The 17996-nt window shown below is 69.2% G+C and carries 19 protein-coding genes; 7 read left to right on the forward strand and 12 right to left on the reverse strand.

The window, feature by feature from the left end; all coding sequences use genetic code 11:
- Positions 1 to 12: 12 nt before the first annotated feature.
- Entirely contained in the window at positions 13 to 228 is a 216-nt protein-coding gene (locus QHF84_RS03415; RefSeq protein ID WP_281311705.1) for a cold-shock protein, read from the reverse strand.
- Positions 229 to 535: 307 nt separating this feature from the next.
- Here QHF84_RS03415 and QHF84_RS03420 point away from each other — a divergent pair, with 307 nt between their 5' ends.
- The 3 genes from QHF84_RS03420 (at position 536) to def (ending at position 3639) form a co-directional block, all read left to right on the forward strand.
- The gene (locus QHF84_RS03420; protein WP_281311706.1) at positions 536 to 829 is read left to right on the forward strand and encodes a hypothetical protein; all 294 of its coding nucleotides are present in this window, start codon (positions 536 to 538) and stop codon (positions 827 to 829) included.
- 108 nt (positions 830 to 937) lie between these two features.
- On the forward strand, positions 938 to 2995 hold the full coding sequence (locus QHF84_RS03425; RefSeq protein WP_281311707.1) for an ATPase, T2SS/T4P/T4SS family: 2058 nt from the start codon (positions 938 to 940) through the stop codon (positions 2993 to 2995).
- Between the two features lie 134 nt (positions 2996 to 3129).
- A complete protein-coding gene (gene def / locus QHF84_RS03430) occupies positions 3130 to 3639 on the forward strand; it encodes a peptide deformylase (RefSeq protein ID WP_281311708.1) in 510 nt (169 codons plus the stop codon).
- Between the two features lie 350 nt (positions 3640 to 3989).
- Here def and ribD read toward each other — a convergent pair whose 3' ends face one another.
- The 9 genes from ribD to QHF84_RS03475 form a co-directional block, all read right to left on the reverse strand.
- Entirely contained in the window at positions 3990 to 5120 is a 1131-nt protein-coding gene (gene ribD / locus QHF84_RS03435) for a bifunctional diaminohydroxyphosphoribosylaminopyrimidine deaminase/5-amino-6-(5-phosphoribosylamino)uracil reductase RibD (protein WP_281311709.1), read from the reverse strand.
- Between the two features lie 17 nt (positions 5121 to 5137).
- Positions 5138 to 5599 (reverse strand): transcriptional regulator NrdR, encoded by a 462-nt coding sequence (nrdR, locus tag QHF84_RS03440; RefSeq protein WP_136931831.1) that lies wholly within the window; start codon positions 5597 to 5599, stop codon positions 5138 to 5140.
- A gap of 3 nt (positions 5600 to 5602) precedes the next feature.
- Positions 5603 to 6847 carry a beta-ketoacyl-ACP synthase II gene (gene fabF, locus QHF84_RS03445; protein WP_281311710.1) on the reverse strand — a complete coding sequence of 415 codons (1245 nt, stop codon included), beginning with the start codon at positions 6845 to 6847 and terminating at the stop codon, positions 5603 to 5605.
- Between the two features lie 55 nt (positions 6848 to 6902).
- Positions 6903 to 7151, reverse strand: a complete 249-nt coding sequence (gene acpP, locus QHF84_RS03450) for an acyl carrier protein (protein ID WP_281311711.1) — start codon at positions 7149 to 7151, stop codon at positions 6903 to 6905.
- A gap of 82 nt (positions 7152 to 7233) precedes the next feature.
- Positions 7234 to 7980, reverse strand: coding sequence for a 3-oxoacyl-[acyl-carrier-protein] reductase (gene fabG, locus QHF84_RS03455; RefSeq protein WP_281311712.1), 747 nt, complete (start codon positions 7978 to 7980; stop codon positions 7234 to 7236).
- 3 nt (positions 7981 to 7983) lie between these two features.
- On the reverse strand, positions 7984 to 8934 hold the full coding sequence (gene fabD, locus QHF84_RS03460; RefSeq protein WP_281311713.1) for an ACP S-malonyltransferase: 951 nt from the start codon (positions 8932 to 8934) through the stop codon (positions 7984 to 7986).
- Positions 8935 to 9018: 84 nt separating this feature from the next.
- Positions 9019 to 10017, reverse strand: coding sequence for a beta-ketoacyl-ACP synthase III (locus QHF84_RS03465; RefSeq protein ID WP_281311714.1), 999 nt, complete (start codon positions 10015 to 10017; stop codon positions 9019 to 9021).
- Between the two features lie 196 nt (positions 10018 to 10213).
- Entirely contained in the window at positions 10214 to 10405 is a 192-nt protein-coding gene (rpmF, locus tag QHF84_RS03470; protein ID WP_281311715.1) for a 50S ribosomal protein L32, read from the reverse strand.
- 3 nt (positions 10406 to 10408) lie between these two features.
- Positions 10409 to 11125 (reverse strand): DUF177 domain-containing protein, encoded by a 717-nt coding sequence (locus tag QHF84_RS03475; RefSeq protein ID WP_281311716.1) that lies wholly within the window; start codon positions 11123 to 11125, stop codon positions 10409 to 10411.
- A gap of 153 nt (positions 11126 to 11278) precedes the next feature.
- Here QHF84_RS03475 and QHF84_RS03480 point away from each other — a divergent pair, with 153 nt between their 5' ends.
- The 4 genes from QHF84_RS03480 (at position 11279) to QHF84_RS03495 (ending at position 15206) form a co-directional block, all read left to right on the forward strand.
- On the forward strand, positions 11279 to 12598 hold the full coding sequence (locus QHF84_RS03480) for a hypothetical protein (RefSeq protein ID WP_281311717.1): 1320 nt from the start codon (positions 11279 to 11281) through the stop codon (positions 12596 to 12598).
- 61 nt (positions 12599 to 12659) lie between these two features.
- A complete protein-coding gene (pyrR, locus tag QHF84_RS03485) occupies positions 12660 to 13199 on the forward strand; it encodes a bifunctional pyr operon transcriptional regulator/uracil phosphoribosyltransferase PyrR (RefSeq protein ID WP_281311718.1) in 540 nt (179 codons plus the stop codon).
- On the forward strand, positions 13196 to 14158 hold the full coding sequence (locus tag QHF84_RS03490) for an aspartate carbamoyltransferase catalytic subunit (RefSeq protein WP_281311719.1): 963 nt from the start codon (positions 13196 to 13198) through the stop codon (positions 14156 to 14158). Before pyrR ends, QHF84_RS03490 begins: the two co-directional genes overlap by 4 nt.
- A gap of 277 nt (positions 14159 to 14435) precedes the next feature.
- Positions 14436 to 15206, forward strand: coding sequence for a sigma-70 family RNA polymerase sigma factor (locus QHF84_RS03495; RefSeq protein ID WP_281311720.1), 771 nt, complete (start codon positions 14436 to 14438; stop codon positions 15204 to 15206).
- 37 nt (positions 15207 to 15243) lie between these two features.
- Here the strand turns inward: QHF84_RS03495 and QHF84_RS03500 are convergent, their stop codons facing one another.
- Together QHF84_RS03500 and QHF84_RS03505 are read right to left on the reverse strand one after the other, a co-directional pair.
- Positions 15244 to 16524: a pitrilysin family protein gene (locus tag QHF84_RS03500; RefSeq protein ID WP_281311721.1), complete on the reverse strand. Its 1281-nt coding sequence runs from the start codon at positions 16522 to 16524 to the stop codon at positions 15244 to 15246.
- Entirely contained in the window at positions 16521 to 17966 is a 1446-nt protein-coding gene (locus QHF84_RS03505; protein ID WP_281311722.1) for a pitrilysin family protein, read from the reverse strand. The genes QHF84_RS03500 and QHF84_RS03505 overlap by 4 nt, the downstream gene beginning before the upstream one ends.
- Between the last annotated feature and the right edge of the window lie 30 nt (positions 17967 to 17996).

The raw sequence follows: 17996 nt of genomic DNA on the forward strand, positions 1-17996 counted from the left end.
GAGTCGCTCCGCTCAGCTCGCGGCGAGGCGCATCACGTTGATGGCCTGCAGGCCTTTCGGGCCCTCCTTGATCTCGAACTCGACCGTCTCGTCCTCGAAGAGGCGCTTCCGACCCGCGTCCGGTTGCTGGATCTGCGAGTAGTGGACGAAGACGTCAGGGCCCGTGTCCTGCTTGATGAACCCCCAGCCCTTCTCGTCATTGAACCACTTGACTTTACCTACTGCCATAACTCCTCCACTTCACACGGTGCTCGCCGATCGCTGACGATCCCCACGATTCCGCGCGTATCCAGCGCACGCGCCCCCGGTCGAGCGGCGCCAAGGTAGACGTCCGCTCGTCCGACCGTCAAGCGGGGTGCCACCGGTGGAAGGCGCGCAAGCACACCTCCAGCTTTGACGCGCGCTGCGAAATCGAAATCGCGCCGCGCGCGACGCACGTGCGTAACGACGTTCGCTTCCAGGGAAAAATATGACCGGGAAATGACCGAATTTCAGAGGCGCCGACTTCGGCACGACCATCGCAAGGGCGGCCGGCATGGAGTTCCCCACCCCCAAAGCCGAGATCACGGGCGCCCCTTCCGAGGGGAGCGGTGACGCGATGCAGCGGCCCCGCCCTTATGAACACGCCTCCCGCGATCCGCGGGCGCTCCGCATCCTCGCGAAGACCATCTACCGCGAAATGCGCCAGGGTGGTCTCGCCGAAGAGGACGTGATGTCGGTCGCCGGCGAGCTGCTCTCCCTCGTCGCCGGTGACATGAAGGACCGCCGCGAAAACGACAAGCCCTCCTCGATCCCGCCTTCGTCCGCCTCCGCCCGCAAGCCGCGCTGATCCGTCCCCGCGCGCGCGATCGTCCCCTCTTCGTTGACATGCTCCTCGGGGCTTGCTCGTATTGCCGAGCGTGGCCCGGGGCCGATCCCGCAAGGCCGCCCGAGCGGAATGATTTTCTCGGTCATCATCAGCGAGAAGGGCGGCGCCGAGCGCCGTGAATCCTTCGATCGCGCGGAGATCAACGTCGGCCGCGTGCAGGGCAACGACCTCATGCTGCCGAAGGGCAACGTGTCGAAGCGGCACGCGCGCCTGGTCCTGCGTGACGGCCGCTTCATCGTCACCGACCTGAAGAGCACGAACGGCACGTACGTCAACGGCCGCAAGATCGGGCAGCCGACGATCGTCCGCGAGGGCGACAAGATCTACATCGGCGACTTCGTCCTGCGCATCGAGGCCGGACCCGGCGCACAGCTCGCCGGCGGGCGTATCCCGAGTGGCGAGTTCAACGCGATGCCCGACATGGGCGCGATCGAAGGCCCACTCTCGTCGCCCGGAGGCCCGCCCTCGGCCGTTCCTGCCAAACCCCGCGACCCAGGCGTGCTCACCGGCGAGCAAGCCGCAGATGTCGTCAGTCACTTCCCGCTCGAGAACGATCCCGACGAGGCGCCGGTCCCCGTGCCCGCGCCGCCGCGCGTGCCAAGGCCGACCGCGAGCACGAAGCCGAGCGGCTCGATGCTCTCGCCGACCGCACTCTCGCCACTGCCGCCGCACGCCGCAGCCGGCCCGCCGACGCTGAGCGCAGGCCCGCGGCCCACGGCGTCGAGCATTCCCGCGCCGCCGCAAAGCCCCTTCCCGCCGGCCTTCCAGCAAGCCTTCCCGCCGCGGCACGCGATGCCACCCGGCCCGACGGCGGTGCCTCCGTCCCCGGTGAACCGCACGAACTCGGAGCCGACGCCGGGCCCGTCAGCCCCGCACCGCGCCGCGCTCGTGACCCTCGTGGAGCGCGTGGGCGAGGGGCTCGATCTCGCCCCGCTCACCGCGGGCGCGCCCATCTCGTCGACGTTCGCCACGAAGGTCACGGCAGCGATCGAGGAGCGCGCGGCGGTCATGAAGACCGCGGGCCTCGTGCCGGACGGCGTGGGCGTCGAGCAGCTCGCAGTGGAAGCGCGGCGCGAGCTTCTGGAGCTCGGCGCGATCGGTCCGCTGCTCGCGGACGACGACGTCGTCGAGATCCACGTGCAAGGGAACACGCGGCTCGTCGCATTCCGCAAGAGCCGCAAGACGCCGACGGGCGAGATGCCGTTCACGAGCGAGGAGGCCGCGGCGCGAGCGCTGCGACGGCTCCTCGTGCGCGCAGGCACGCCGTTCGAGGCGCCGGGCGCGGTGGATGTCGTCGCGCCGGAAGGATTTCGGATCCTCGGGGTCGTGCCCGCGCCAGGCGCGAAGGGCCTGCTCGTCGTGCTGCGCAAACCGCAGCGGATCGAGGCGAGCACGCTGGAGGATCTCGTGCGCGCAGGGCTGCTCTCGCGGGCCGTGGCGACGCTGCTCTCGCAAGGCATGGCCGGCCGCGCGAACGTGCTCGTGGCAGGGCCGATGGGCTCGGGGCACGGATCCCTCGTCGCAGCGCTCGCGGGAGGCTTCGCTGCGGAAGAGCGCGTCGTGTCGCTGCAAGACGACGACGAGATCCCCGTGCTGCACACGAACACGCTGTCGATCCCGCTCGGCCCGAGCGCAGACGCGGCGGCGAACGCGGCACGTGTCGCCGCGCGGATGCGCCCCGATCGAATCGTGATCGGCGCGCTCGCCGGCCCCGCGGCCTCCGAGCTCGTGGGAGCCCTCGGCGAGGGCGCGGGCAGCGTGCTGGCAGCGACACGCGCGCCCACGCTGCGCCATGCCCTCGCCCGGCTCACAGCCGACCTCGTGACGGCGCGCCCAGGCACGACCGTGGAAGCGGCGCGGGAGGCGCTGGCAAGCGCGTTCGATCTCGTGCTGGAAGTCGCTCGACTCCGCGACGGCCGCGCGCGGCTCATGCGAGTCGCAGATCTACGCGTCGAAGGCGGCGCGCTCGTGGCGCGGGACCTCTTCACGTTCACCATCGAACGGACCGCCGCAGGCGGGACGATCGAGGGCAGCCTCCACCCAACAGGCGCAGTCCCGGCCATCGTGGAGGACCTGGCAGCGCGGGGCACGCCGGTCGATCCGGCGATCTTCCGACGCACGAAGTAATGCTTCGTCGGCGAGCCGAGCGCATCTTGACGAGTCTCGGCAGGACGACGAGGTTCGACTAGGCTACCTTGTATGCGCTGTCCTGCCGCGGTTACGTTGCGGCAGCGGCGGTTCGAAGGGCACAAGAAGCGATCATGGCCATCCGCACCATCCTGCATTATCCCGACCCTCGCCTTCGCCAGAAGGCCCTGCCGGTCGAGCGCATCACGCCCGAGATCGAGCGGCTCATCGACGACATGGCCGAGACCATGTACGCAGCGCCAGGCGTGGGCCTCGCCGCCACGCAGATCGGCGAGCCACACCGGATCTTCATCATCGACATCGCCGCCGAGGACGAACCGAGCAACCTCATGGTCTTCGTGAACCCGGAGATCCTGTCGAAGGTCGGCGAAGAGGTGGGCACCGAGGGCTGTTTGTCCTTCCCCGGCGTGAGCGAGGACATCAAGCGCGCAACCGAAGTCCGCGTGCGCGCCCAGGGCCGCGACGGCAAGACGTTCGAGCTCACAGCCGACGGTCTGCTCGCCGTCGCGATCCAGCACGAGAACGATCACCTCGACGGCGTGCTGATGATCGACCGCGTGGGCATGCTGAAGAAGCGCATCATCCAGCGCAAGATGCAGAAGCGCGCCGACGCGACAGGCTGACGCGAGGGCGTTTCGCTGGGGCTTCGCCCCAGGCCCGACCAGGGGCTATCCGCCCCTGGACCCGGACCAGCGCAAGCGCTGGACTCGGGGTCGATGAACTGCGCGATGCGCAGTTCATCGAACAGCCGGTGGCAAGACCGGCGACGAACCTGCCAACCAAGACAGCAACGCCGACGGTTCAACCGGCAACGTGCCGCTACGTGCGACGACCTTCATGGTCTTGCCACCGGCCCCTTGGAAAAACTGCGCGAAGCGCAGTTTTTCCACCTGAGGTCCAGGGCTTGCCCTGGTCCGGGTCCAGGGGCGGACAGCCCCTGGTCGGGTCCGGGGTGAAACCCCGGCGCCACGCTTCAACGCGGAAACGACAGCGGCCCGCTGACGTATGCGTCGCGGCCGCAGAGCGCCCATCGCGGATCGACGATCCGCGGCGCCTCGCTCGGCGTGTCTGGGCCTGCCCAGTCGACTGCGCCGGGACGACCGCGCGGACCGAGCAGGATGGGTGCGATGAATGCGTGCAGCTCGTCTGCGAGGCGTGCCGCGAGCAGGCTGCCCGCGAGCTCTGCGCCGCCCTCGACGAGCATCGACACCACGCCCTGCGCCGCGAGGATCCGCAGCGCTGCCGACACCTCCACCCGACCTTCCGCCGAGTTTGGCACGCGCAGCACCACGCATCCTGCGTCGGCGAGCGCCTGCTCGTTCGCCCCGGGCGCGTCCTCGCCCGTGAGCACCCACGTTGGCACCTCGCGTGCGGTCTGCACGAGCCGGCTGTGCAGCGGCAAGCGCAGGTGCGTGTCGAACACTGCGCGCGTCGGGCAACGTCCCTGCTCGGCGAGCCCGGGCGTGCGCACCGTCAGGCGTGGATCGTCCGCGAGCGCCGTCCCGATGCCCACGCCGACGACGTCGTGCTGCGCGCGGAGCTCCTGCACCTTCGCCCGCGCCTCGGGGCCTGTGACCCACTTGGAGGCGCCGCTGCGGGTCGCGATGCGCCCGTCGAGCGAGAGCGCGAGCTTCAGCGACACATAGGGCATGCCTGTCGTGATGAACTTCGCCCATGGCGCGATGAGCGCGCGTGCCTCGGCGCCTGCGACGCCGACGTCGACCGTGATGCCTGACTCGGTGAGACGCGCGGCGCCCCCGCCCTCGACGTTCGGGTTTGGATCCAGGCAGCCGATGACCACGCGGCGGATGCCTGCCCGCAGGATGTTGTCGACGCACGGCGGCGTGCGGCCGTGGTGGTTGCAGGGCTCGAGCGTCACGTAGAGCGTGCCGCCGCGCGCGGCCTCGCCGGCGCGACGCAGGGCGGCGGTCTCGGCGTGCTCTTCGCCGGCGCGGAGGTGGTACGACGACGCGACGACCTCGCCCGCTTCATTGACGACCACGGCCCCGACCGGCGGATTCGGCGATGGCTGGGACTTCCTCGCCTCCTCGAGCGCGAGGCGCATCGTGGCGAGATCGAAATCGGATTCGGGGGCAGTCGTCATGGGTCAGCCCGGATCTACTAGGGGCCCTTCGCCTTCACAAGCTTACCAAGCTCGCGGAGGAACTCGTCCACGTCCCGGAAGGAGCGATAGACGCTGGCGAAGCGGACGTAGGCGACCTCGTCGAGGTCGCGCAGGTGGTTCATCACGCGCTCGCCGAGCTCGGCGCTCGTCACTTCGCGCCGCTCGGACTCCTGCACCTCACGCTCGATCGCGTCCACCACGACCTCCAGCCGGTCCACCGAGACTGGCCGCTTGTTGCAGGCGGTCCGGAGACCTCGCATCAGCTTGGCGCGATCGAAGGGTTCGCGCCGGCCGTCTTTTTTCACGACGGTCGGCAGGACGTCCTCGACGCGCTCGTACGTCGTGAACCGACGACCACACGCGGCGCATTCGCGGCGCCTGCGGACGACGTCACCCGACCCGGGTGCGCGGGACTCGACGACCTTGTCCTCGAGGTGCCCGCAGAACGGGCACCTCATCGCCTAGCCCTCGAAGCGGGAGAACACGAGCGCAACGTTGGTGCCCCCGAACCCGAACGAGTTCGACATGACGTTCCGGAGACGGCGCTCCCGCGCGACGAGCGGGACGCAGTCGAGCACGCACTCGGGATCCTGCTCCTCGAGGTTTGCCGTGGGAGGGACCTTGCCGTCTTGAAGCGCGAGCACCGAGAGAGCTGCCTCGACCGCGCCCGCGCCGCCGAGCAGGTGCCCGGTCACGGACTTCGTGGAGCTCACCCAGAGCGCGTGTCCGGTCGCGTGCTCCCCGAACACTTTCACGATCGCGCGTGCCTCCTCGATGTCGCCGTGCGGCGTCGAGGTGCCGTGCGCGTTGATGTACTCGATGTCCGTCGGCGCGAGCTTCGCGTCTGCGAGCGCTTGCTTCATCGCGCGCTGCGCGCCTTCGCCTTCCGGCGCGGGCTTCGTCAGGTGGTACGCGTCGCACGTGGCGCCGTAGCCCGTGACCTCGCCGTAGATCTTCGCCCCGCGGCGCTTCGCGTGCGAGAGCGATTCGAGCAAGAGCGTCGCCGCGCCCTCGCCCATGATGAAACCGTCGCGTCCCTTGTCCCAGGGACGGCTCGCGCGCGTGGGCTCGTCGTTGCGCCGCGAGAGCGCGAACATGGCGCCGAAGCCTGCGGCGGCGAGGCCCGTGATCGTCGCCTCCGTGCCACCTGCGAGCATGAGGTGCGTGCGGCCGCGGCGGATCCACTCGAAGGCTTCGCCGATCGAGTGGGCGCTCGACGCGCACGCGCTCGTGTTGCAGTAGCTCGGCCCCTTGAGGTCGAGGGCCATCGCGACCTGACCGGCGGCGAGGTTCGCGATGACCTGCGGGATGAAGTACGGGCTGACCTTCGAGGGTCCCTTTTCGAGGAGCACCTGCGCGTACTGGTACAGGTTCTCCAGCCCGCCGAGGCCCACGCCGATGTACGTGCCGCAGGTCTCGCGGTCCTCGTCGGTGAGCTCGATCCCCGCGTCCTGCATGCAGAGCTGCGAGGCGGCGACCGAGAGGTGGGCGAAGCGGCCCATCTCGCGGACTTTCTTCTTGGGGATGAAGTTCTCCGCGACGAACCCTTTCACCTCGCCTGCGATGCGCGTCGAATACTGCGACGCATCGAAGAGGGTGATGGGCCCGATCCCGGACTCGGCCGCGAGCACGGAGCGCCACGTCTCCGCGGTGCCGATGCCGTTCGGGGTGACGAGACCGATGCCGGTGATGACGACGCGTTCCATACTCGCTTCGCCCAGGATGGACCGGGGACCGAGCCCTCGCTAGGGCTCTCGGGGGCTACTTCTTGGTGTGCGCGTTGATGTAGTCGATCGCATCCTGCACGGTCCGGATCTTCTCCGTGTCCTCGTCCGGGATGTCGATCTCGAACGCCTCTTCGAAGGCGAGCACGAGCTCCACGAGGCCGAGCGAGTCCGCGCCCAGGTCGTCGATGAACGTCGACTCGGGCTTGATGTCCTTCTCGTCGACGTCGAGCTGTTCCTTGATGATCTTTTTGACATCGGCCGAGATGTCGCGACCTTCCGCCATGGCGTCCTCCGGGGAAAAAGCGGTCCCCTCCTAACCCATCGTTCGAGCTTTTGCACCACCTTCGTGGCGTGCGAAACGCTTTTTACATGTACATGCCGCCGTTTACGCGGATGGTCTCGCCCGTGATGTAAGAAGCGGCATCCGAGCAGAGGAAGGCCACCGCGGCAGCGACCTCTTCCGGCTTTCCCGTGCGACCGAGAGGAATGGCCTTCAGCATGCCGTCCTTCACCTCGGCCCCGAGCGACGACGTCATGTCGGTGTCGATGAAGCCGGGCGCGACCACGTTCACCGTGATGTTCCGCGAGGCGTACTCGCGCGCGAGCGTCTTCGAGAGGCCGAGGAGCGCGGCCTTCGACGCGGCGTAGACCGCCTGCCCGGCATTGCCCATCTCGCCGACGATGCTCGACAGGAGCACGATGCGGCCCGCGCGAGCACGCATCATGGGCTTGATCGCCGCGCGCGCGCAGCCGATCGCGCCCTTCACGTTCACCGCGAAGACGCGATCGATCTCCTCTTCCTTCACGCGCAGGACGAGGTTGTCGACGGCGATGCCCGCGTTCGCCACGAGGATGTCGAGGCGGCCGAGCCGCTTCGCCAGGGCCGCGATCGCCTCGTCGGTGGCCTGCATGTCCGCCACGTCGAAGCCGAGCGCCTCGGCCTTGCCGCCGCGCTCCTCGATCGCCTGCACGACGCGCCGTGCCTCTTCCTCGCCGCGTACGTAGTTCACGACGACGTGCGCGCCTTGCGCCGCGAGCGCCTCCGCCGTCGCCCGACCGATCCCACGTGAAGCGCCCGTCACGAGCGCGACCTTGCCGCTCAGACCGAACATCTCTCAACCCTCCAGGAACGCAGGCACCGCGTCGATCCCCGCGGGATCCGAGACGCTCAGCACCTTGATGGATTTCGCGATTCGCTTCACGAGCCCGGCGAGCACCTTGCCCGGCCCGAGCTCGAGCGCGTGCGTCACGCCCTCGGCCGCCATGCGCTCGACCGAAGCGGACCACAAGACCGCTCCGTCGATCTGCCGCAGCAAGAGCTCGGCGACCCGGCCCGGCTCGGCGTTCGGCGACGCGTCGACGTTGGCGATCACCGGGAAGGCGAGCGGATGGATCGCGACCTGTCCGAGCGCAGGCGCGAGCGCGTCGCGCGCGCTCCGCATGAGCGCGCAGTGGAAGGGCGCGCTCACCTTGAGCGGAACGGCCTTGCCGCCGCGCGCCACCACGAGATCGTTCGCGCGCGCCACCGCGTCCTTTTGACCTGCAATCACCACCTGCCCGGGCGCATTGTAGTTCGCGGGCGAAACGATCTCTCCCGCGGCCGCCTCCTCGCAGATCGCCGCGATCGCCTCGGCATCGAGCCCCATGATCGCCGTCATCGCGCCCTCGCCCGGAGGCACGGCGGCCTGCATCGCGGAGCCACGCAGCCGGCAGAGGCGCACGGCGTCTTCGAGATCGAGCGCGCCCGCGGCGCAGAGGGCGCTGTATTCGCCGAGCGAGTGCCCTGCGGCGAACACGGGCGGCGCGAGGTCCGGGTGACGCTCGCGCAACGCCGCCACGATGGCCGCGCTCGCCGCCACGAGCGCGGGCTGCGTGTTCGCGGTGAGCGTGAGCTCCTCCATCGGGCCCTCGAAGCAGAGCCGGGAGAGCGGCTCACCGAGCGCCGCGTCCGCGCGCTCGAACGTGCGGCGCGCAGCCTCCGACGTCGCGGCGAGGTCCTTGCCCATGCCGACGAGCTGCGAGCCTTGACCAGGGAACAACCAGGCGACCTTCGTGCTTCGTTGCATCGACGCGGACTCCGAGGTGCTACGTCGCGAAAGAATGTTTTGTCGTCAAAGGATCGGCCCGGCGCGCGGGAAGGAAGACGCGCGTCACATCCGGACGAGCGCGGCGCCCCAGGAGATCCCGGCGCCGAGGGCGCACATGAGGACGTTTTGCCCGGGCTTGATGCGCCCGTCGCGAACCGCTTCGTCGAGCGCGATGGGGATCGAAGCGCTCGACGTGTTGCCGTACTCCTGGATGTTGATGACGAACTTCTCCATCGGGAAGTTCAGCCGATCGGCGACCTGCGTGATGATGCGCAGGTTCGCCTGATGGGCGACGACCCAGTCGAGATCGGCGCTCGTCAACCCGGAGGCCTTGAGGACCGCGGTGGACGCGCTCGTCAGGTTCTTGATGGCGGTCCGGAAGATCTCCTGCCCCATCATGTGGACCTTGTTGCGCTTCTTCGCGAGGCCCTCGTCCGTGAGCGGCTCGGCCGTGCCGCCGCCTGGGATCGTGAGCGCATGCGCGAGCGAGCCGTCGGTGAAGATGCGCGTGGCGAGCAGGCCACGGCCGTCTCCGTCCGAGGGCCCGAGCACCACCGCGCCCGCGCCGTCTCCGAAGAGCACGCACGTCGTGCGATCCTGCCAGTCGAGGAGCCTCGAGAGGAGCTCCACGCCGACCACGAGGACGCAGCGCGCCGCGCCGGTGGCGATGAACTGATCGGCGATGGTCATGCCGTAGATGAACCCGGCGCACGCGGCCGACACGTCGAAGGCCGGGATGTTGTCGGCGCCGAGCTTCTGCTGCACGTGCACGGCGCACGCGGGCATCGGGGTGTCGCCGCTGATCGTCCCGACGATGATCATGTCGATGTCGGCGGCGTTGAGGCCCGCCGACTCGAGGGCGCGGCGCGCGGCCGCCGCCGCCATGTCGCTCGTGTTCTCGTTCTCGGCCGCGATGTGCCGGCGCCGGATGCCGGTGCGCTCCGCGATCCAAGCGTCGGATGTGTCGACCATCTTCTCGAGATCGACGTTGGCGAGCACCTTCTCGGGGACGTAGTGGCCGGTCCCGAGGATGCGACTCTTCGGTGTGGGGAGCGCGCTCATGATGACAAGGTAGCAGGGCGCCGGGGCGGCGCGCGATCGAGCGATGGACCTCGGCTCATGCATCCGCGAGATTCATCGCGGAGCGCCGAGATCCATGCACGCACGCGCTGCCCGGCGCGAGCCCGTCTCGAAGCCTCGCCCTTCGTCGTGGAGCGGGAGGCCCGGCGAGACGGGCAAGCTGGGGATTTGCGGTGATTCAGGCGGTCGTGGCCTTGACGGCCTTCGCCTTGCGACCCTTGTAGAAACCACAGGCGCCGCAGGCGCGGTGCGGGAGCGCGGCTTCCCCGCAGTTCGGGCAGGCAACCACCTGCACCGGGGTGACCTTGTCGTGGTTCGCGCGCCGCATGTCGCGCTTGCTCGGGGTGGTTTTCCTCTTCGGGACGGCCACGGGCTACTCCTTCTTCGTCTTCTTCTGCTGGGACGCGTCGGCGCTGCCGGACGCGGCCCCTTGATCATCGTTCGGCCCGCGCGAGCCGCTCTTGGAGAGCGCGGCGCGCAAAGCGCCGAGGGGCGCGAGCCTGGGGTCGATGGGCGGCTCGGCGCCCCCCTCGACGGCCTCGGGGGAGGCGGGACGGATACCCGGACACGCCTCGGAGCACAAGGGGAAGATGGGCATCTCGAGCAGAATCGCCTCGCGGATGAACCCGTCGAGCACGACCGTCTCGCCGTCGTAGACGTCGACCTCCGCCTCGTCCGAGGAAAACTCGTACTCCGGCAGCTCCTTTTCCTTCGACGCCTTCTTGCCCGTTTCGGTTTTCGTGCTTCCTCCGGCGGCCTTCTTCGCCTGCGCCGCCGCGCGCTTCTCGTCGGCCTTCTGCGCGAGCACGGCAGGCGCCGCAGGCTTGAGGAGGAGCGACATCTCCGCGTCGACGTCGAGCTTCGTGGGCTCGAGGCAACGAGCGCACGGCGCCTGCAACACGGTGTGGACGCGCCCGCGCACGACGATGTCGGCGCCCGAGCGGGAGATCCGCCCCGACACGTGCCCAGGCTCGGCGCTGCGCACATCGCAGTCGCTGAGCTGCTCGTCGAGCCAAGCGACGGGCAGGTCCGCCGCGATCGAGCGACCAGCGGCGTCGATGTCTCCGGCAGGAATGGCGAAGAGCGGCATGGTCGACTCCTGGGGGGCGAGAACGAATTCGCGGGAGCCGTGGGTTCGCCAAGGCGCGCGAGGCGGGAGCAACTAGCGCACGGTCGGGGTACTCGCAAGCCGCCCGGCGCGGCTTCGACCAGCGATGGCCATGGTAGGGTGCGCCCAGCACGCATGGATCGCCTGTTCGAACGGCCCGACGATCGATCACGAAGGTGGCTCGTCGCCGCGGTGATCTACACGTTGGTCACGGTCGTGTGTCTCGCCACGACGGCGCGCGAGCGGCTCACGACGCACACGCCGTACAACCACTTCGCCTTGCTCGCCGATGCGTGGCTGCACGGCCGTCTGGACCTCGGCGGCCCGCCCCCCGCGTACACGGGGAACAACGATTTCGTCACGTGGCAAGGCAAGCACTACGTGAGCTTTCCGCCGTTCCCCGCGGTCCTCTTGCTGCCTGCGGTCAAGCTCGCGGGCAACGTCGAACGCGTTCGGGACGGTCAGGTCTTCGCGCTCTTCACGGGCCTCGCCCCGGCGCTCTTGTACCTCGGCCTCGACGCACTCGCGCGCGCCGGCAGGACGGGCCGATCGGAGCGGGAGAACGTGCTCCTCTCGCTGCTCTTCGCGTTCGGCACCGTGTACTGGTTCTCCGCCGTGCAAGGCACGGTCTGGTTCGCGGCGCACGTCGTCGGCGCGGCGCTCGCGGCGCTTTACCTCTTCGCGTCCGTCGGCGCCGCGCATCCCATCGTCGCGGGTCTCGCGATCGGCCTCGGGTTCGCCACGCGCACGCCGCTCGGCTTCGCGTTCCCGCTCTTCGTGTACGAGGCGGTGAGGGCGAGCGCGCGCTCCGGGGCAAGCAGTCGCGTGCGTCTCGCGGACGTGGATGCGCGCGCGCTCGCGAAGAAGCTCGTACTGTTCGCTGCACCTGCCGCCGCGGTGCTCGGCGTCCTGCTCTGGTACAACGCCGCGCGTTTCGGCGATCCGTTCGAGTTCGGCCATCGGCTCTTGGCGATCACGTGGCGAGCGCGCATCGAGCGCTGGGGGCTCTTCTCGTACCACTACCTCGGCCGGAACCTCGGCGTGATCCTGACGTCCCTGCCCTACACGGGTGTCAGCGGTGCACCGTTCCAGATCAACGCGCACGGCCTCGCGCTCTGGATCACGACGCCCATCTACGCCTGGGTGCTCTGGCCGAGACGCACACCGCCTTCCTTCTGGCCCATCGCGCTCACGGCCGCGTGCATCGCGCTGCCGAGCTTGCTCTACCAGAACAGTGGCTGGATCCAGTTCGGCTACCGCTTCTCCAACGACTTCGCCGTGTTCCTGTTCGCGCTGCTCGCGCTCGGCCGGAGGCGGCTCGGCGGCTTCTTCTGGGCGCTCGCCCTGATCTCCGTCCTCGTCAACGCGTTCGGCGCGCTCACCTTCCAGCGCGCCGCTCACGCTCGGTTCTACTTCGTGGATCCGACCCAGAAAATTCTCCACCAGCCCGATTGACGTGACGCACCCCGCGCGGCCCGGGGACACCGCGTCGGCCTTGTGGTAGCTCGTCCCCGCCATGTCCGAAGTCCTCCTCGATCCGGTCGCGGTGGCCCGAGGCCTCCGCCGCGTCGCTGGCGAGATCGCCGAGCACGGCGGCGTCCGTGACCTCGCGCTGGTCGGCATACGGCGCGGCGGAGAGCCCCTCGCAGAGAGGCTCGCCGCGCTGCTCCGCGAGCTCGAAGGCGAAGCCCCGCCGACGGGCTCCATCGACATCACCCTCTACCGCGACGACGCCGCGACGGCCCTGCCGAACCCCAAGATCGGCCCGAGCCGCATCCCGTTCGAGGTGCGCGGCAAGCGCGTCGTGCTCGTCGACGACGTCATCTACACCGGCCGCACGATCCGCGCGGCGCTCGACGCCGTGCTCGACTACGGCCGCCCGCGTCGCATCGAGCTCTGCGTGCTCGTCGATCGCGGCGGCCGCGAGCTGCCCATTCACCCGGACTACACCGTGCGTCGCGTGGAGCTCGGCCCCGGCCAGCGAATCGAGGTCGCGCAGAAGGACGACGGCGCGTGGGCCACCATCGAGGACGCATCCACCCTGGGGGGAACGTGACGACGACACCACGCGCGCGATATCCGCACCGCCACCTGCTCGGGATCGAGGCCCTGGAGAGGACCGAGATCCTCTCGATCCTGGACGCCGCGGAGAGCTTCTTCGACGTCTCGCGGCGCAGCGTCCGGAAGGTGCCGACGCTCCGCGGCAAGACGGTGATCAACCTCTTCTACGAGCCTTCGACGCGCACGCGGACCTCGTTCGAACTCGCGGGCAAGAGGCTCTCGGCGGACGTCATCAACATCAGCGTGTCGACGTCGAGCGCGGTCAAGGGCGAGACGCTCCTCGACACGGTGAAGAACCTCGAAGCGATGTGCCCGGACGTCCTCGTGATCCGGCATCAAGCGTCGGGCGCGCCGCACTACGTGGCATCACGCACGAACGCCGCCGTGGTCAACGCGGGCGACGGCACGCACGAGCACCCCACGCAAGCGCTGCTCGATGCGTTCACGATCCGACGTCGCAAGGGCCGGCTCGAAGGCCTCGTCGTGGCCATCTGCGGCGACGTCCTGCACAGCCGTGTCGCGCGCTCGAACGTGCTTCTCCTGCGGAAGATGGGCGCCACGGTGCGCTTCGCGGGCCCTCGCACGCTGCTACCACCTGCAGCCGAGGCGCTCGGCGCGGAGGTGCACGATCGGCTCGAGCCTGCGCTCGAAGGAGCCGACGTGGTGATGATGCTCCGCGTCCAGCGCGAGCGCCTCGCGGGCACGTTCTTGCCGAGCACCCGCGAGTACAGCAGGAAGTTCGGCCTCAACGAAGCACGACTCGCGCTCGCCGCGCCCGACGCCATCGTGATGCACCCTGGGCCGATGAACCGAGGTGTGGAGATCGACCCTGCCGTGGCGGATGGATCACGAAGCGTCATCCTCGATCAGGTGGAAGCGGGCGTCGCCGTGCGAATGGCGGTCTTGTGGATGGTCGCGACGGAGGCGGAGGGAGAACCGATCGCGGGCGCGTGAGCGCGGATGATCATTGACGCTCCCTCCCACACGCAGGACAAACCGTTCGAGAGGCGCGGGCGACGCCGAGCACACCGGCCGCGCCTCGGGGCGGTGAACCATGAAAACGGCCGACGAGCGTCCCCGCAGCACCCGCGGGAAACGAGCTTCACGCGCAGGTTCGTCTGGTAAAACTCTTGCAGAAGGCAAGCGTCGTGGCGCTTCTTTCCCGTCGACGCCGACGCTGTCTCCCTCCACGTGGTGCCCCGACGTCATCCCTCCCCCGTCGGCCGACGTCGTGCCTCACGATCCCTCGCGCCCTCCCGTTCGTTATCCGTTCGCGGAGGAGCTCGTCTCCGGGGTCCTTCCTCCGCGCGACGAGGTGTTCCAGCAGCTCTATGCGCGCGAATGGCAGTTCGTCCTGCGCACCGTCGAGCGGTACGGAGTGCCCGCACGCGACGCCGACGACATCGCGCAGGAGGTCTTCTCGGTCGCCCTGCGGCGCATCGAGGATCACGACGCGGCAAGCTCGGCGCGCCCGTGGCTGTTCGTCATCGCGATGCAGCTCGCGACGAACTACCGAAAGCTCGCGAGGCACCGCATGGAGCCGCTCGTGGCCGAGCTGCCGCCGGAGCCGATGAGCGACGCTCTCGCAGCCGAATCCGCGCTCCTGGAGGGCGAGGAGCAGGCGCTCGCCCGTGAGCTCATCGGCCGGATGCGCCCGAAGCTCCGCGAGATTCTCGTCCTGCACGACCTCGAGGAGCAGCCGATGCCGGAGATCGCCGAGAAGCTCGGGGTCCCGCTCAAGACGGCTTACGCTCGGCTCAAGCTCGCGCGCGCAGAGGTGCTCCGGCGAGGGCGCGCGCTCGCCGCGTCGAGCCTCGCCGTGTCGGCGCCGCGCCCCCTGCGGCCGAAAGATCTGCTCCGCGTGCGCGAGGTGCTCCTCGCGTATGCGCATCCATCGCCCCGCGCGGCGCGCCCCGCACGACGGCGCAAGGGACCGATCATGTATCCCTGCGCCATCGCTCGGCGGGAGTTGTCCTATCCCATGGCCATGTTCCCGCCGTGAGGCGAGAGGCGCGCGGCCCCCATCCGCGCGCCGCCAATCATTCGAGGTCGAACGGATCGACCTGCGTCTCGAGCAACCGCGGGACGGACTTCGCGATGGCTTCGCCGATCTGCGAGAAGGTCCCCACGACGGAGACCACGAGATCGTCTTCCGACAGACGCTCGCGGATCGCGGCGTTCGCCTCATCCAGCGTGACGGCCTCGATCTGCTCGAGCTGCTTGTCGTGGTAGCCCTCGGGCAAGTCGTAGAGCGCGGCTTCGAGCTTCTGGTACGCCCGTTTCCTCGCCGTATCGACCTCGAACGCGTGCGAGCGGACGAGGTACTTTTTGACGAACGAGAGCTCGTCCTTCGTGATCCCGTCCTTGCGAAGCGCGTGCAAAAGCTCGAGCTTCAAGGCGAGGCAGGCCGAGGCATCCGAGGCCTTGGGCGCCGTCCACATCGTGAACGCGTCCCTCTGCCGATCGAAGCCGACGCGCGAGGACGCGCCGTACGACCAGCCTCGCTTCGCCCGCACCTCCTGCATGAGCCGCGACGTGAACGTCCCGCCGAACGCGGTGTTCGCCACGAGGAGCGCCACGTGATCGGGATCGTTCGGGTGCGTCCCGAGCCCTCCGACGATCATCTGCGTCTGGGTTCGCTCGGGCTTGTCGACGAAGACGAGCCGACGGCCGGATCTGCGCGGCGGCGGCTGCACGGGATCCGGGACACTCGCGCCGACCGGGAGTCCAGAAAGCAGGCGCTCCGCGATCGCGTGCCCTTCCTCGACGTCGACGTCTCCCGAGATCGTGACGATCGCGTTCTCCCGCGCGTAGTGCGCCTCGTAAAACGACACCACGTCGGCGCGCTCGATCGCCCGCAAGGCGGGGATGCAGCCGGCGACGCGGCGGCCGTACGGATGACCGGCGAAGAGCGTCCGGCGGAAGGCGCGCGCGCACAAGGTGCCGTCGCTGTCGCGCGACTCGATGAGCTCGGCCTCGGCCTCGCGCTTCAGCCGAGCAAGCTCGGCTTCGTCGAACGAAGGCCGGGCGAGCAGCGTCGACGCGAGGTCCACGAACGGATCGAGCGAACGCCGGATCACCTCGAAATGCACCGTGCTCGAGCTCGGTGAGACGTCCACGCCGAGCTCGCCGCCGAGCAGGTCGATCGTCTGCTCGATCTGCTCCGAGCGGTAGCCTTCGGCCCCGCGGCGGAGCATGCGGGCGGTGATGCGTCCGAGCCCTTCGCGGCCCACGGGGTCGTGTGCCGAGCCCGACCGGAACGCGACGACGACGCTGACGAGAGGCAACGCGGGGCTCGGCTCGATGATGACGTGCGTCACGACGCCACCTCCTCTTCGCTCTCCTCACCGTCCGTCTCTTCGTCGGGAGCCTCGTCGCTCTCCATCGATCCGTCGGGCGCGACCTCGATGACCGTCCTCGACGAGCGCACGAGGTAGCGCCGCGCCACGCGGAGCAGATCCCCCACGGTGACCCTGCGGTACGCCGCGAGCCGCTCGAAGAGCACCGCCGGATCGCCCAGCACGACCTCGTAGAACCCGATCTGCTCGGCCTTGCCGCTCACCGTTTCGAGCCCTTGCAGCACTGCGAGCTCGACGCGCGCCTTCGCCTTTTCGAGCTCCTCCTCGGTCACCGGCTCGACACGAACCCGGTCGAGGAGCACGTCGAGCGCGTTGCAGAGCTCCTCCGCCGTGCGCTCGCCGCGCGCCGACAAGAAGACGTCGTACAGCGAAGGATCCCGGAACGAGCCCACCCAGCCGCGCACGTCGGTGGCGATCTCCTGCTCCTGGATGAGCGCGCGATGCACCCGCGACGAGCGCCCTCCGAACAGGATCTCGTTCAGGAGCGTGAGCGCCGGATGATCAAAGTCGCCGAGCGCCGGCGACTTGTACCCGATCGCCACCTTGTGCGTCGGCGTCGGCTTGGTGATGCGGATCCGGCGCTCTTCGATCTGTGGAGGCTCGGGGCGCACGTCCTCGACCGGCAGCACCGAAGACGGCAGGCCGCCGTAGTTGTCCTGCACGAGCCGGAGCACCTGCCCGATGTCGACGTCGCCGACGATCGCCATCGCCGCATTGTTCGGCGCATAATACGTCCGGTAGAACGAGACGCAGTCGTCGGTCGTGAAGCCGAGGATGTCGTCCATCCAGCCGATCGTCGGGTGCCCGTAGCCGTGCTCGCGAAACGCCTCCTTGTAGAGGATCTCGCTGATCGCGCCGTCCACGTCGTCGTCGACGCGTTGCCGTCGCTCGTTCGCGACGACCTCCTTCTCGCTCGCCACCTGCGGATCACGCAGCACGAGGCGTGACATCCGGTCCGCTTCGAGCCGCAACGTGAGCTCGAGCGCCTCGGCGGGCAGGTTCGTGTGGTAGTACGTCCAGTCGAGGAACGTCGCGGCGTTCGTCTCGGCGCCCGCCTCTTCGAGGGTGCGATCGAACGCGCCGTGGGCCGAGGTCTCGGTCTCGCCGAACATGAGGTGCTCGAAGAGATGGGCGATGCCCGTCTTGCCGACGCGCTCGTGCCGCGATCCGACGCCGAACCACGTCTGCACGCAGACGACGGGCGCCGCGTTGTCCTGCAGGATCAAGACCCGCAGGCCGTTGCCCAGGACGAAACGTTCGACGCGCATCGTCGGGCCGAACGAGATGGTCGCGTCGTGCTCGGCCTCGGCGAGCCGGGTCCGGTTGCGGTTGAGCTCGGCGAGCAGCTCGGCGTAGGGACCTTTCCGGACGCGCGAGCGAAGATTCGGGAGGGCCGTATGCATTTGCCGCTCTCCCTTACCACATCGCGCATA

Source organism: Polyangium sp. y55x31 (assembly GCF_029946505.1).
GTDB lineage: Bacteria > Myxococcota_A > Polyangia > Polyangiales > Polyangiaceae > Polyangium.

Excerpts from the sequence above, each read along its gene's own strand:
- QHF84_RS03420 (WP_281311706.1), top strand. The coding sequence starts at position 536 with ATGGAGTTCCCCACCCCCAAAGCCGAGATCACGGGCGCCCCTTCCGAG.
- ribD (WP_281311709.1), bottom strand. The coding sequence starts at position 5,120 with ATGACGACTGCCCCCGAATCCGATTTCGATCTCGCCACGATGCGCCTC.
- QHF84_RS03415 (WP_281311705.1), bottom strand. The coding sequence starts at position 228 with ATGGCAGTAGGTAAAGTCAAGTGGTTCAATGACGAGAAGGGCTGGGGG.
- QHF84_RS03480 (WP_281311717.1), top strand. The coding sequence starts at position 11,279 with ATGGATCGCCTGTTCGAACGGCCCGACGATCGATCACGAAGGTGGCTC.
- QHF84_RS03505 (WP_281311722.1), bottom strand. The coding sequence starts at position 17,966 with ATGCATACGGCCCTCCCGAATCTTCGCTCGCGCGTCCGGAAAGGTCCC.
- def (WP_281311708.1), top strand. The coding sequence starts at position 3,130 with ATGGCCATCCGCACCATCCTGCATTATCCCGACCCTCGCCTTCGCCAG.
- nrdR (WP_136931831.1), bottom strand. The coding sequence starts at position 5,599 with ATGAGGTGCCCGTTCTGCGGGCACCTCGAGGACAAGGTCGTCGAGTCC.
- fabF (WP_281311710.1), bottom strand. The coding sequence starts at position 6,847 with ATGGAACGCGTCGTCATCACCGGCATCGGTCTCGTCACCCCGAACGGC.
- QHF84_RS03425 (WP_281311707.1), top strand. The coding sequence starts at position 938 with ATGATTTTCTCGGTCATCATCAGCGAGAAGGGCGGCGCCGAGCGCCGT.
- fabG (WP_281311712.1), bottom strand. The coding sequence starts at position 7,980 with ATGTTCGGTCTGAGCGGCAAGGTCGCGCTCGTGACGGGCGCTTCACGT.
- QHF84_RS03475 (WP_281311716.1), bottom strand. The coding sequence starts at position 11,125 with ATGCCGCTCTTCGCCATTCCTGCCGGAGACATCGACGCCGCTGGTCGC.
- pyrR (WP_281311718.1), top strand. The coding sequence starts at position 12,660 with ATGTCCGAAGTCCTCCTCGATCCGGTCGCGGTGGCCCGAGGCCTCCGC.
- fabD (WP_281311713.1), bottom strand. The coding sequence starts at position 8,934 with ATGCAACGAAGCACGAAGGTCGCCTGGTTGTTCCCTGGTCAAGGCTCG.
- acpP (WP_281311711.1), bottom strand. The coding sequence starts at position 7,151 with ATGGCGGAAGGTCGCGACATCTCGGCCGATGTCAAAAAGATCATCAAG.
- QHF84_RS03465 (WP_281311714.1), bottom strand. The coding sequence starts at position 10,017 with ATGAGCGCGCTCCCCACACCGAAGAGTCGCATCCTCGGGACCGGCCAC.